This window comes from Chitinophaga eiseniae (assembly GCF_900167135.1).
In the GTDB taxonomy this organism is placed as follows: domain Bacteria; phylum Bacteroidota; class Bacteroidia; order Chitinophagales; family Chitinophagaceae; genus Chitinophaga; species Chitinophaga eiseniae.
Genome location: NZ_FUWZ01000002.1, coordinates 1072288 through 1085614, shown reverse-complemented (window position 1 = coordinate 1085614; position 13327 = coordinate 1072288). Strand labels below are relative to the sequence as shown.

11 protein-coding genes are annotated in these 13327 nt (G+C 48.8%); 10 read left to right on the top strand and 1 reads right to left on the bottom strand.

Translation table 11 applies throughout. From position 1 onward, the window contains the following. Window positions 1–224 precede the first annotated feature (224 nt). Complete coding sequence (locus B5D63_RS14000) at window positions 225–677, top strand: hypothetical protein (protein WP_143312902.1); 453 nt, start codon at window positions 225–227, stop codon at window positions 675–677. Window positions 678–902: 225 nt separating this feature from the next. Next, window positions 903–1877: a deoxyhypusine synthase family protein gene (locus tag B5D63_RS13995; protein ID WP_078669405.1), complete on the top strand. Its 975-nt coding sequence runs from the start codon at window positions 903–905 to the stop codon at window positions 1875–1877. A gap of 220 nt (window positions 1878–2097) precedes the next feature. On the opposite strand, the gene hemW is transcribed toward B5D63_RS13995, so the two are convergent. After that, window positions 2098–3222: a radical SAM family heme chaperone HemW gene (gene hemW, locus B5D63_RS13990; protein ID WP_078669404.1), complete on the bottom strand. Its 1125-nt coding sequence runs from the start codon at window positions 3220–3222 to the stop codon at window positions 2098–2100. 248 nt (window positions 3223–3470) lie between these two features. On the opposite strand from hemW, the gene B5D63_RS13985 reads away from it, so the two are divergent. From B5D63_RS13985 to B5D63_RS13950, 8 genes are all read left to right on the top strand, one after another. After that, window positions 3471–4475: a DUF4271 domain-containing protein gene (locus B5D63_RS13985; protein WP_159456023.1), complete on the top strand. Its 1005-nt coding sequence runs from the start codon at window positions 3471–3473 to the stop codon at window positions 4473–4475. A 36-nt stretch (window positions 4476–4511) separates the two neighbouring features. Beyond that, on the top strand, window positions 4512–5303 hold the full coding sequence (locus B5D63_RS13980; RefSeq protein ID WP_078669402.1) for a uroporphyrinogen-III synthase: 792 nt from the start codon (window positions 4512–4514) through the stop codon (window positions 5301–5303). Between the two features lie 218 nt (window positions 5304–5521). Next, complete coding sequence (locus B5D63_RS13975) at window positions 5522–7567, top strand: thioredoxin domain-containing protein (RefSeq protein WP_078669401.1); 2046 nt, start codon at window positions 5522–5524, stop codon at window positions 7565–7567. Between the two features lie 267 nt (window positions 7568–7834). Then, window positions 7835–9118, top strand: a complete 1284-nt coding sequence (gene porK, locus B5D63_RS13970) for a T9SS ring complex lipoprotein PorK/GldK (protein WP_235021537.1) — start codon at window positions 7835–7837, stop codon at window positions 9116–9118. A gap of 122 nt (window positions 9119–9240) precedes the next feature. Next, window positions 9241–9987 carry a type IX secretion system motor protein PorL/GldL gene (gene porL, locus B5D63_RS13965; protein ID WP_078669400.1) on the top strand — a complete coding sequence of 249 codons (747 nt, stop codon included), beginning with the start codon at window positions 9241–9243 and terminating at the stop codon, window positions 9985–9987. A gap of 49 nt (window positions 9988–10036) precedes the next feature. Beyond that, entirely contained in the window at window positions 10037–11578 is a 1542-nt protein-coding gene (gene porM, locus B5D63_RS13960) for a type IX secretion system motor protein PorM/GldM (RefSeq protein WP_078669399.1), read from the top strand. Window positions 11579–11599: 21 nt separating this feature from the next. Then, entirely contained in the window at window positions 11600–12631 is a 1032-nt protein-coding gene (gene porN, locus B5D63_RS13955) for a type IX secretion system ring subunit PorN/GldN (RefSeq protein WP_078669398.1), read from the top strand. 126 nt (window positions 12632–12757) lie between these two features. Then, window positions 12758–13327: a Crp/Fnr family transcriptional regulator gene (locus tag B5D63_RS13950; protein ID WP_200817005.1), complete on the top strand. Its 570-nt coding sequence runs from the start codon at window positions 12758–12760 to the stop codon at window positions 13325–13327.

The following is a 13327-nucleotide window of genomic DNA, read 5'->3' as shown; positions in this document are numbered from 1 at the left end:
GCAACATTGGCAAGGTGGCACCAACAAACAGGCCACGGCTGCGGAACACGTGCAGTTGTCCGCCACCGGCCAGCCGGACGTCCGATAGCGGATACTCCAAGTTATCTAGTGCATCCACCAGTAAAGTATGCCTTGACCAACCGTCCATTTCCGCCGTAGTTTTGAGTCATCAAAGCAAAAAACCAACACAAAAAATTTTAAAAACCTCTTAAATTTTTTCCGCCATGAAAAAATTAATTCTTCTGATGAGTGCCGCATTACTGCTTTCCGCAAGCGCCCTCTTTGCAAACACGTATGAAACTACAGTTAACAGCAGAATACAGCATTCCTTCAGCGAAACATTCGCCGGAGCCAGCGAAGTGAAATGGTATACTGACGACAACAAAACCTTCACGGCTAAATTTAACATGAGCAGCAGCAAGGTGACAGCCTTCTTCGACGACGCAGGCAACCTGCTGGCCACCTCCCGTTATCTTGATCCTGAACAGCTGCCGCTGGCACTCACTTCCAGGCTCAATAAAAAATATCCCAACGATAGCCTGTACTGCATCGTTGAATATTCTTCCAATGGTAACGTTGTATATTTTATCACCCTCGAGGGAAAAGATACCTGGACCGTGTTAAAAGCAGATGGGACCGGCGCTACCAGCGTAAAGAGCCGCCTGAAAAAAGCTTAGTTTTAGTTTGTGCTTTCCGTTTGATTGAAATGAACAGGTCTGTGGGCGCCGCCACAGACCTTTCTCTTTTAGCCCTTCCTCTTTCGCAGCCTGCCGGCAGCGGTAAAACCGTTACGTTCAGCCTTTCTCTTTTAGCCCTCCCCTTTCCCTTGGAAAATTATCTTAACTTTGCCAGCTGTTAAGGCTTTATGAGCCAGGCTGTTAATGTATAAATGATTAAATGACATGAATAAGGGACCCATTTCTCAATTTATCCAGCACCATTACCGCCACTTTAATGCTGCTGCATTGGTGGATGCTGCCAAAGGATATGAAACACATTTACTGGAAGGCGGTAAAATGATGGTTACATTGGCTGGTGCCATGAGTACGGCCGAGCTGGGCATTTCTTTCGCTGAAATGATCCGTCAGGGTAAAGTGGACATCATCTCCTGTACCGGCGCTAACCTGGAAGAGGATATTATGAACCTGGTAGCACACACGCACTACAAAAGAGTGCCTAACTACCGCGACCTGAGCCCGCAGGAAGAATGGGACCTGCTGGAACAAGGCTTTAACCGCGTAACAGATACCTGTATTCCTGAAGAAGAGGCGTTCCGCCGTATCCAGCAACACATCCACAAAATCTGGAAAGATGCGGAAGATAAAGGTGAACGTTATTTCCCGCACGAGTACATGTACAAACTGCTGCTCAGCGGTGTCATGAAAGAAAACTACGAAATCGATCCGAAAAACAGCTGGATGCTCGCTGCCGCTGAAAAAAATATTCCTATCATCGTTCCGGGATGGGAAGACAGCACCATGGGCAATATCTTTGCTTCCTACTGCATCAAAGGTGAGCTGAAAGCTTCTACCATGAAAAGCGGTATCGAATACATGATTTTCCTGTCTGACTGGTACCGTAAAAACTCTGGTGGTAAAGGCGTTGGCTTCTTCCAGATCGGTGGCGGTATCGCCGGTGACTTCCCGATCTGCGTAGTGCCGATGATGTACCAGGACCTGGAATGGACAGACGTTCCTTTCTGGAGCTATTTCTGCCAGATCTCCGACTCAACTACTTCTTACGGTTCCTATTCCGGCGCTGTTCCCAACGAGAAAATCACCTGGGGCAAACTGGATATACATACGCCTAAGTTCATCGTGGAATCAGATGCTACCATCGTAGCGCCGCTGATTTTCTCCTACGTGTTGGGCTGGTAATAATATTTTGATATTTTTTCATTTAGGGATTTAGTTATTTGGAGCGCTGCTTTGTTTAAAAGAGTTCTTTCCAAATGATTAAATCCCTAAATTATTTGGTTATTTTTTTATTTAAAGATTTAATAATTCCGGGTTCATCTTCGCTTCAAATCCCCAAATCCCCAAATCCCCAAATCCCAAATCCCCAAATCGTAAATCAAATAATCAAATGAACAAATAATCAAATAAACAAATCCGCTGCTATGCCGTCTGCGAAAAGGCGTCCGGCCTTGGTGAGCCGCAGCGTCTCTCCCTGAACAACCATCCATCCTTTATCTATAAATTGCCGGCTTTCCTGCTGCAGGCGCAGACTTTGGTCTGCCCCGAATTTTTCCGCGACCCATTCCAGGTTACAACCGGCGGAAGTGCGCAGGGAGGTCATGATGTATTCGTTGAACTGCATCTCCGTTGTCAGGCTTTCTGTTTCGGCTGGTATTTCGCCGGCGGTGATGCGTTTGATATAAGTAGCATTGTTGGCTACATTCCACTGGCGGGAGTGGCCGTTGAAAGAGTGGGCTGACGGGCCGAGGCCCAGGTAAGACCTGCCCTGCCAGTAGCTGCTGTTATGCCGCGAATGCCAGCCGGGCAACGCGAAGTTGGAAATCTCGTAGTGTTCATAACCGGCGGCTTCCAGCCATTGCATCAGTAGTTCGAAATGCCGGGCCGCCTTGTCAGGATCGGTAGCGGCCATTTTTTTCTTACGGATGAAATGGTCCAGCGCTGTGCCGGGTTCTACGGTCAGGGCATAGCAGGAAAGGTGCGGAATGCCCAGGGCGATGGCCTGTTCCACATTTTCGCGCCATCCTTCGTCGGTAAGGGTGGGCCCGCCATAGATCAGGTCTATCGTGATGTTGCGGAATCCCAGCTGCTGCGCCTGCACGATACAGTCCAGCGCCTGCCGGCTGTTATGGGCGCGGTTCATCCATTGCAGGTCTGTTTCATGGAAGGACTGTGTCCCGATGCTGAGCCGGTTGATACCGGCTTCGCGGAGCGATAACAGCTTATCAGCATCCAGGTCATCGGGGTTGGCTTCCAGCGTAATTTCCGCATCGGGCGCTACGTCGAAAGTGCTGTATATGCGGGAGAGCAGCAGTTGCAGCTCCGCTGTGTCCAGCAGGCTGGGCGTGCCGCCACCGAAGTAGATGGTATCTACCCGCTCACCGCCGAGGTAGCCGCGCTGCAGGTCTGTTTCCTGCAGCAGGCATTGCACCATGTCCGCTTTGCGGGCCAGTGAAGTAGAAAAATGGAAGTTGCAGTAGTAGCAAGCCTGCTTACAAAAGGGAATATGTAAATAAATTCCGGCCATCAGCGTTTTTTATCAATAGCCTGCTGTTGCCGTTTTACCGGTCAACTATGGACTATTTTAATATCTTTGCAAACAGCAAAATTACGTTTCAGTTTTGTTATGTGAACAGGACGGCGTTAATTGCCCCCTGGTTGGGTGTGATGATGGGGCACACGTTGAATTTGGAAAACCGATTAAAAGTCATTGCAAAATATTTTCTGGTGCGCAACTGGTTATTGTTTCTATTTATTTTCAGCTACTTACCGATCATGGCACAAACTGCAGACAGTACTGCCGTGCCTGCCCCTGTAAAAAAGAAACCTGCGGCTACCCGTGTGGCGTCCGACACGCTGCGTCCGAAGCCCCGGCCGGCTGCCACCGCCGTGAGAAAAGACTCGACGCGCACTATCCGGAAAGATACCGTCAGGGCGGCTACGGCGGCGTTGCCGGCGGATACCGGCGCCCTCAAAAAGGACAGTGCGGCACTGGCGGCAGCTCCCAAGCCCCGGCCGGCGTCTGACTATGACCTGTACATGAAGAAGCTGGCGCAGGAGAATATGTTCCTCAAGCCGGGCAAGCCTTCCTTTAAGGATACGAACCCCTTGCGGCCCTACCGGGATATGGACTGGCTGGTGTACCTGGTGGGAGGTGTGTTGCTATTGCTGAGTATTATCCGGTTGTCTTACACCAAGTATTTCGTGGACCTCTTCAGGGCCTTTTTTAATCCTACGCTGAGCCAGCGGCAATTGAAAGACCAGCTGTCACAGGCGCCTTTCCCGAATATGCTGCTCAACGCCTTTTTCGCGATTTCGCTGGGGGTATACCTGTACCTGGTATTATACCGGCAGCAGGTATTTCCACAGGCAGAGCCATGGTTGCTGATTCCCGGACTGGTAGTGCTGGTGGCGGCTGTTTATGGTATCAAGTATGTGATGCTGCGTTTCTGCGGATGGTTGTTTGGAAACAGTGAACTGGCGGACGCTTATATCTTTATTTTGTACCTGATCAACAAAATTCTGGGGGTTTTGCTGGTGCCGTTCCTTGTGGTGCTGGCCTTCTGTGACGTGGAAATAGCCCGGACTTTCCTCTATATTTCGATATTTTTTATAGTATTATTGGTTGTCTACCGATATATTAGATCTTATTCTTTGGTTAGGCAGTACCTATCCTTCAGTAAATTACATTTTTTTCTTTACCTTTGCGCTTTCGAAGTAGCGCCGGTGCTAATATTAACTAAGGTGCTGCTGAATATCTGGTTAACTGGTAATCCTTGATTATCGCCTATTGTTAACACAAGAGCATAAAAAAGTATGATTAAAGGCGGGCCAAAAAAAGATTTGCAAGGTAAACAAATTCAGTCAATCCTAATTTCTCAACCTAAGCCTGAAACAGAAAAGTCTCCCTATTTTGATCTGGCAAAGAAGTTCAACGTAAAGCTGGACTTTTACCCATTTATCAGGGTGGAAGGCTTACCCGCTAAGGAGTTTCGGAAACAGAAAATTGACATCCTGGCTTTCACGGCTGTGATTTTTACGAGTCGTAATGCGGTGGATCACTTTTTCCGGATCTGTGAAGAGATGAAGATTAAAGTATCGCAGGATTGCAAGTACTTTTGTATCACGGAAGCAGTTGCGTTATACCTGCAGAAATTTATTCTCTATCGTAAGCGGAAGGTGTTTTACGGAGCCGACGGTTCTACCAAAGGAGTACTGGAAGTGATGAACAAACACCGGGACAATGAGAAATTTCTCTTCCCCAGTTCAGACAGCCAGAAAAAGGACATTGAGGAATGGTTGAAAACAAACAAATGTGAGTATGCCACAGCCACCCTTTATAAAACCGTTTCCAACGATGTAAAGGAGATCCTGGGGAAGACAACCTACGACATGATCGTGTTCTTCAGTCCTTCCGGCGTGAAGTCTTTATTTGAGAATGTACCGGCTTTCGAGCAAAACGGTACACGTATCGGGGCTTTCGGGCCTACAACTTCGGCGGCGGTGGAAGAAGCGGGCTTAAGGCTGGATGTGAAAGCGCCGGCTCCGCAAGCGCCTTCTATGGCAGCTGCACTGGACCAGTACCTCGCAGGTCTTAACAAAAAGTAAGCGAAACAGATGTCGCACAGATAATTTACCAGGGATGGCTATTGCCATCCCTGCTTTTTTTGCTGCAAAGCGGTCGCAGCAGCTGATTCCCGCTGCTTTTGTGAAGGCTCCAAAAAATCTTTTCCCAAACTGGTAAATCTGTCAAAATCTTTTTATTCTTGTAGCCTGTATCGTTGTCAATCAAAACTATTCCAGTTTCAATTATTTAAGCGGATTCCATGAATAAACTTGCGGGCGAAACCAGTCCTTATTTATTGCAGCACGCGCATAACCCGGTGGAATGGTATCCCTGGGGAGAGGAGGCACTGGAGCGGGCCAGAAAGGAAGACAAGCCTATCCTGGTGAGTATTGGATATGCCGCTTGTCACTGGTGTCATGTGATGGAGCGGGAAAGCTTTGAAGATGCAGCTACGGCTGCCATCATGAATGAGCATTTCATCAACATCAAGATAGACCGGGAGGAACGGCCGGACCTGGACCACATCTACATGGATGCGGTGCAGGCGATGACCGGTGCCGGCGGCTGGCCGTTGAACGTATTCCTTACGCCGGATAAAAAGCCGTTCTATGGCGGCACCTATTTCCCGCCGGTAAAAGCATACAACCGGCCTTCGTGGAAAGATGTGCTGCTGTCGCTGGCGGATGCTTTCGCCGGTAAACGGGAAGATATAGAAACACAGGCGGATAATCTGACCCGGCATATCGGACAGTCGAGCCAGTTTGGACTGGATGCAGGTGTCAACTTCAATATTCCGCGGGAGGAACTGTTTACCCGTCAGCAGTGTGATACCATCTGTGAAAATATGCTTCGGCAGGCGGATACCACCTGGGGTGGTTTCGGCCGTGCGCCTAAGTTCCCCCAAACCTTCACGATCGGGTATTTGCTGCGGTACCATCATGCGTTTAAACATCCGGAGGCGCTGCAACAGGCGTTGCTGTCGCTCGGCAAAATGTTGCAGGGCGGCCTGTACGATCAGCTGGGTGGTGGTTTTGCCCGTTACTCGACCGACGAGAAATGGCTGGCCCCTCATTTTGAGAAGATGTTGTACGACAATGCCTTGCTGATAGATGTGTTGTGTGACGCCTGGCAACTGACGGGTCAGGAGGTTTATGCACAGACGATAAAGGATACCCTGACTTTTATTACCCGGGAAATGACATCGCCGGAGGGTGGTTTTTATGCCGCGCTCGACGCTGATTCTGAGGGCGTGGAAGGTAAGTTCTATACCTGGAGCAAGGCGGAGATACATCATGTGCTGGGGGAACAGGCAGGTCCTTTCTGTGAGTTCTATGATGTAACGGAGCATGGCAACTGGGAGGAGCAGAATATACTATGGATACAGCAGCCGCTGGAACAGTTTGCTGCGGAGAAAGGTTATGACCCGGCGGTGCTGGGCGCTATGCTGAAGGGCTGCCGCGAGAAGCTGCTGGCCGTGCGGGCCAACAGGATACGCCCCGGGCTGGACGACAAGATCCTGCTGGGCTGGAACGCGCTGATGGTACATGCCTGCTGCCGTGCCTTCGCCACGCTGGGCGATGAGGCTTACCGGCAGATGGCGGTGCGCAATATGGATTTCCTCCTCTCCCGCTTCCGGCAGAACGACGGCACACAGGCATTTTACCATACCTGGAAAAACGGACAGGCTAAGTACCCTGCTTTTCTGGACGATTATGCGTGCCTGATACGGGCGCTGATCGCCTTGCAGGAAATTACCGGCGATACCCGGTACCTGTACCAGGCGCACGATATCACAGCTTTTGTCAACGATCATTTCGGTGACGGCGGTCATCTTTTCTATTATACGATCGATGGACAGGACGATGTGATCGTGCGGAAGAAGGAAGTGTATGATGGCGCGGTGCCCAGCGGTAATGCGCTGATGGCCCAGAACCTTTGGTATCTCTCCGTTGTTTTTGATAACAAAGACTGGGAAAACAAGGCCGTGGCCGCGTTAGCCGGCATTGCCCAGACAGTGACCCGGTATCCGACTTCTTTTGGCGTGTGGGCGAGCCAGTTATTACAGTTTGTAAAAGGTACCCCTGAAATAGCAGTTGTGGGCAACGATTTCCGCGAGCGGATGCAGGAGGCGGGCAACTGGTTTATCCCTTTCCGCGTTTTAATCGGCTCGGAAAAAAATCAGCCGGAAATTCCGCTTTTGCAGGACAGATACCGGGAAGATGAAACATTAGTTTATTTATGCAAGGATTATCATTGTATTAAGCCAGTGTTTTATATAGAAGAAATTATTAATTTAATAGAATAATTATGTAACTTGCCCGTTATAAGGGTAGTTTAGGTAAAATAAATGTTGGACCGGTGATATAATAAAATGTTAAAAAATACGTTTAAATTAGTTACCGAACCGAGGTATGTGGAATTGAAAAAGTTGTGTAAAAGTTGACTACAAATTAAATTTTATTATTACATTTGCTATCTTTCATATAAACAAAGCGGGTGATAAATATGAGAAATGTGTTCCCTTGCATTCAGGCAAAAAGCACCAGGCTGGTTAATAGAAAAACATATTCTGATGAAAGCTACCCTTATGAAGCTTAACTATTTAAGAGGTCTGTTGGCAATTCTGCTGGTTTCCCTGCTGGCCAGCTGTGGCGGTAGTAAAGGCCCCAAAAACGCACAAGGGCAACTGATCGGCGTGAGCCCCAGACCTAAGTACACACCCCCTGTACCGTACGGAATGGTTTATGTTCCTGCGGGGACTTTTCACATGGGCCCCAGTGATGAGGACGTGAACTATGCCTACACTGCGCGTAACAAGTCGATCTCCATTTCCGGCTTCTACATGGACGCCACGGAAATTACGAACAATGAGTACCGCCAGTTCGTGCAATGGGTGCAGGACTCCATCGCCCACATCCTGTTAGGCCACGTTAAACAGGACGATGGACATGACATCATCGACTGGAAACAGAAGATCAACTGGAAAGACAAAGCGACAGTGGAAAAACTGGACGCGATGATATACACGGAGGCGGACCGCCTGTACGGCCGTAAGGACGTAGACGTTGGAAAGCTGGTTTATCACCAGGAAACATTCAACTGGGACAAGGCCAAGCTGAGGGAGAACTTCGGTAAGCCCCGTTCTACCTTCATCGTGAAGAAAGACGTTCCCATTTATCCGGACACATTGTGCTGGATCAGGGACTTCTCCTACGCGTATAACGAGCCGATGACCCGTATGTACTTCTGGCACCCGGCATTCGATAACTATCCGGTAGTAGGCGTTAACTGGCACCAGGCCACCGCTTTCTGCGAATGGAGAAGTAAATTCTGGGAAGACTACCGCAACTCCAAGAAATTATTCACGGAAGATAAATTCCAGCTGCCTTCTGAAGCACAGTGGGAATATGCAGCCCGTGGCGGCAGAGAACAAACACCTTATCCCTGGGGTGGTTACTACATCCGCAACAAAAAAGGCTGTCTGCTGGCTAACTTCAAACCGGGCCGCGGTAACTATCCGGAAGACGGCGGTTTCTATACCGTGCGTGCCGACGCCTACTGGCCCAACGATTACGGTCTGTACTGCATGGCTGGTAACGTAGCTGAATGGACTGCCGACATCTTCTATGAAAACGCCTATTCATTCACCTCTGATATGAACCCTTATCTGAGAATGGACGTGCCGGACGACGCGCCGTTGAAGATGAAACGTAAAGCTATCAGGGGCGGTTCCTGGAAAGATGTGGGATACTTCCTGCAAACAGGTACCAGAACATATGAATATCAGGATAGTGCCAAATCATATGTAGGTTTCAGATGTACAATAGCCTTGAGCAGAAGAGCGAAACACAGATAATTGCTGATCCGTTAAAACCAGAAAAGCCTTTATTTATGCACACACTTAGCAAATCATTGAGAAATAACTATTCCATACAGAGAACTTTAACACTTATCACTTTAACCAGTAAATTTTAACCTATGGCTATGAATCCTAACAAAGCTAAATGGCTGAACTTTTTCGTATGTATTGCCGCTTCTGTTGTAATTATCGGAGCGTTATTTAAACTGCAACACTGGCGGGGAGCGGATATCGCTTTGATTTTAGGTCTGAGCACTGAAGCGCTCATCTTCTTTGTATATGCATTCGTTCCTGACTCCGGTGCCTCCCATGCAGAAGGCCAGGTAGTAGCCGTTGCCGGCAGCCCTGCTGTTGCTGGTCTCGACAAAATGTTACAGGAAGCAGACATCACGCCTGCCAACCTGCAACGCCTGAGCGAAAACTTCCAGAAACTGGGCACTACCGTTGATAAAATGAGAGATATCAGCGACGTGGTAGCTGCTACCGGTGACTACACCCAGAAAACAAGAGAAGCTGCCGCTGCTATCGGTAATGTGGCTAGCGCCTACACTACTGCTGCTTCCGCAGTATCTTCCTTCAATAGCGCCTCTGAGTCTACCAGAAGCTTCCACGAACAGATGCAGGGCATGACCAAAAACCTGGCTTCCCTGAATGCTATCTACGAACTGGAGCTGCAGGACACCAACAACCACCTGAAAGCGATGAACAACTTCTACAGCAACCTGCAGAAAGCTTCTACCGCTATGAGTGGCAGCATCGACGACGCTAAGAAAACACAAGAGCAGATCAGCATGCTGGCCAAAAACCTCAGCAACCTCAATACTGTTTATGGTAACATGTTGACTGCCATGAGCGGAAACAGATAAAGTATTGCTTATAGTTTAATAAACCATTCATTAAATCTGCTAAAGAACTATGGCACTACCTAAAGATCCCAGGCAGAAGATGATCAACATCATGTACCTGGTCCTCACGGCCATGCTCGCGTTGAACGTCTCTGCTGAAATACTGAACGCTTTTAATATCGTAAATAACTCTATCGTTACTTCCAACGGTGCCCTCACTGATAAAAACAACTTCATTTATCAGCAGTTTGTGGAACAAATGAAAGATAACGCTGAGAAAGTAGCTCCGCTGAAAGCCAAAGCTGAAGAAGTAAAAAAGGCTTCTGCTGAAGCATACAATTACGTTGAAAGCCTGAAAAATCTCATCATCACTGAAAGTGGTGGTAAAGATGAAAACGGTGAGCTTAAATCGCAATCCGATCTGGACGCTCCTACCCGTGTGATGGAGAACATGAAAAAAGGACCTGAACTGGAAGCTAAACTGACAGCCCTGCGCAAACAGTTGCTTACTTTCGTTGAACCTAAAGACCAGGCAAAATTTGCAAAAACTTTACCCCTGAAAATCGAAGTGGGAAAATCCGGAAGTAACGATCATGGTACTGGTCCTAAAACCTGGACGACCTACCATTTCAACATGGTACCTACCATCGCTGCCGTTACTATCCTGGGTAAGTTCCAGAACGATATTAAAAACTCTGAGTCCGCTATCATCGACGACCTGTATCGTCAGATCAATGCAAAAGACTTTAAGTTTGACAAAATCAGGCCGTTCATCTCCCTGAACTCTAAAAACCTGATGTCAGGCCAGACGCTGACTGCACAAATCGCAGTAGGCGCCTATAGCACTACCGTAAACCCGACGATCACTGTCAACGGTCAAACGATTACAGCTTCTGAAGGTCTGGCCACCTACTCCCTGCCGGTGAGCGGCCTCGGTGAGAAAACCATTTCCGGTACCATCACCCTGCCTAACCCTGCCGGTGGCGAGCCTATCACACAGTCTTTCACTGAAAGCTATAACGTAGGCGCTTCTACGACTTCTATCTCTGCCGACAAAATGAACGTACTGTACATTGGCCTGCAGAACCCGATCTCTATCTCTGCTGCCGGTGTACCTGCAGAAGCGGTTTCTGCTTCCATCAACGGCGGTACCATTACCAAACGCGGCTCCGGTGAATACACTGTCACTGTTAGCCAGCCTGGTAAAGCGGTGATCAATGTAGTAGCGAACGTCGACGGTAAAGTAAAACAGCTGGGCCAGAAAGAATTCCGTGTAAAACGTGTTCCGGACCCTGTGCTGAAAGTAGGATTTAACAAAGGTGGCAGCATGAAAGCCGCTGACTTTAAAGTTCAGCTTGGCCTCGCTGCTGCACTGGAAGATTTCGAATTCGAAGGTGTGAAATATGATGTAGTAGGTTACCGTATCGGTGTATCTGCCAAAGGCAAAGAATACCAGGAAGGTGAAGCCAACTCCGCTTATTTCCCGAACAGCGTAGCGGCCTCTATCCGCGCACTCCGCCCGGGTGACGAAGTATACTTCGAAAACGTAAAAGTAAAAGGCCCTGATGGTATTGTACGTACAATGCCCAGCACAATATTCAAATTAAATTAACAGGTCATAAATTACTGAAATATGCGAGCAGTAATATTTAACAGAATTGGTTGGTGTACAATGTTGCTGGTAATGCTGGCAACAGCTGCGGAAGCACAAAGACGTGGTGGTACTACCCGCCGCAGAACAGCTACCGAAGGTACGCAGACAGACCCGAATGCGCCGGTGGTAAACCCCGCTACCGGGAATGCTGTAACACCGCCTCCTCCTGCTCCAACCGCCGCGTCCCAACGCCCGGACGGTATCACCGCCCCGGTCTCAGACACGCCGCGCAAATCACTGCGCGTGGATGGTGTGGTAGAGAGAAACCTCGCAAGAGAACGCGTTCCCATCGTGTACGACTACATCCGCGAGGATGACCGTTTCTGGGAAAAACGTGTCTGGCAGGTAATCGATGTCCGGGAGAAAATCAACCTCCCCTTCCAATACAACGTGGAAGACGAAAGTGGCATTAACCAACTGTTTATTAATATTCTGCTGAACGCTATCAAGAATAAGGAAGTTGAAGCTTTCAACCCTATCGATGACCGCTTCACCACGGTAATGCCTTACGACGAGATCCAAACCAAGATCGCAGGTGAAGAAAGGACCGTACGCAGTATCGACCCGGTAACCGGCGAAGAAAAAATGGTGACCACCCGCGATGACTTCGACCCCCGTACTATCAGACAGTACAAGGTGAAAGAAGTTTGGGTGTTCGACAAAGAAGCTTCCGCCCTCAAAGTCCGTATCCTCGGTATCGCTCCTATGGTGTCCCGTATGAACGAAGATGGCAGCGTCCGCGCTTCTATCCCCCTGTTCTGGGTATATTATCCTGACCTGCGTCCTACCCTGGCCAAGTACGATGTGTACAACCAGAACAACGACGCATCCACTATCAGCTGGGAAGACCTCTTCGAGATGCGTTTCTTCGGCAGCTATGTAGTGAAGGAAAACAATACCTACAACCGCGAGATCAAGGACTATATTAAAGACGGTGTAATGCGCCTCCTCGAAGGCCAGGCCATCAAAGACCGTATCTTTAATAAAGAACAGGACCTCTGGCAATACTAAGCAATTACGAATTACGAAATACGAATTACGAAAAAGAGCGAAGATCAACATCTTCGCTCTTTTTCGTAATTCGTATCTTGTATCCGGTATTCTCCGTAATTCGTAATTCGTAATTTGTAATTGATTTTGGAACTTCTGCGTAAAACAGCCTTCAGTATCATGCCCCTGCCGGACAAAGAGTGGGAAGAACTTTCCGCCTGCTGGATACCGGTTACTTTCAAAAGAAAGGACATGATCACCGTAGCAGGAGAAGTGGAGAAGTATATCTATTTCGTGGAAGAAGGCGTGCAGCGGCTGTTTAGCCTGGAAAACGACCGGGAAGTGACCATCCTGTTTTCCTACATCGGCTCTTTCTCCGGCGTGATAGATTCTTTCCAGCTGCAACGGCCCTCCCCCTGGTACCTGGAAGCGCTGACGCCCAGCCGTATGCTGCGCCTCTCATGGACCGACTTTGACCGTCTCACCCGGCAATACCCGCTGCTCGACAGGTGGGTGCGCCTCGGCTCAGTGGCCGCCCTGGGCGGCATCCTGGAGCGGCATAAAGAAATCCTCTCCTACAGCGCTGAACAGAAATTCCGTACGCTGCTCACCCGCAGCCCGCATGTGCTGCAGCTGATACCGCAGAAATATCTCGCCTCTTATCTGGGTATTGATCCTGCTACCTTCAGCAAACTCCTGAAGTCTGTAAAATTGTAA

Coding starts and splice junctions, on each gene's coding strand:
- B5D63_RS13985 (WP_159456023.1), top strand. CDS start 3,471: ATGGCACAAACTGCAGACAGTACTGCCGTGCCTGCCCCTGTAAAAAAG.
- hemW (WP_078669404.1), bottom strand. CDS start 3,222: ATGGCCGGAATTTATTTACATATTCCCTTTTGTAAGCAGGCTTGCTAC.
- porN (WP_078669398.1), top strand. CDS start 11,600: ATGCGAGCAGTAATATTTAACAGAATTGGTTGGTGTACAATGTTGCTG.
- B5D63_RS14000 (WP_143312902.1), top strand. CDS start 225: ATGAAAAAATTAATTCTTCTGATGAGTGCCGCATTACTGCTTTCCGCA.
- porM (WP_078669399.1), top strand. CDS start 10,037: ATGGCACTACCTAAAGATCCCAGGCAGAAGATGATCAACATCATGTAC.
- B5D63_RS13975 (WP_078669401.1), top strand. CDS start 5,522: ATGAATAAACTTGCGGGCGAAACCAGTCCTTATTTATTGCAGCACGCG.
- B5D63_RS13995 (WP_078669405.1), top strand. CDS start 903: ATGAATAAGGGACCCATTTCTCAATTTATCCAGCACCATTACCGCCAC.
- porK (WP_235021537.1), top strand. CDS start 7,835: ATGAAAGCTACCCTTATGAAGCTTAACTATTTAAGAGGTCTGTTGGCA.
- B5D63_RS13980 (WP_078669402.1), top strand. CDS start 4,512: ATGATTAAAGGCGGGCCAAAAAAAGATTTGCAAGGTAAACAAATTCAG.
- porL (WP_078669400.1), top strand. CDS start 9,241: ATGGCTATGAATCCTAACAAAGCTAAATGGCTGAACTTTTTCGTATGT.